1 pseudogene is annotated in these 341 nt (G+C 45.2%); it reads left to right on the forward strand.

Features of this window, described 5'->3' with window-relative positions:
- Window positions 1-41: 41 nt before the first annotated feature.
- Window positions 42-329: pseudogene (locus CVN76_RS02285) on the forward strand (DinB family protein); the annotation flags it as partial.
- Window positions 330-341: the final 12 nt, after the last annotated feature.

Genomic DNA, 341 nt, shown 5'->3' on the forward strand with positions numbered 1-341 from the left:
GAGGTATTTAAAATTGTTGGTGGAAAGAGGATGGAGAACGCGTTCCTGCTTCAGCCAAAGAAATTGCTGCGGCATTCAAGGAGATAAGCTCCCATGCAGCCCAAGTCATTGAACAGGATTGGACAGATGAATCACTCGAACAAATGCAAACAGCGTTCGGAAGACAGGAATCGAATGCTGAGATTTTAATGGGGTTAATCAAGCATATCATCCATCATCGCGGGCAAATGACGGTACTAATGCGCCAAGCAGGAATAAAACCTCCTGGAGTTTATGGACCGCCAAAGGAAGATTGGATCCATCTAGGCGTGGAAAATCCACCACTTTAATGCCATAAAAGC

The sequence above is a fragment of the Bacillus sp. mrc49 genome (assembly GCF_002803435.1).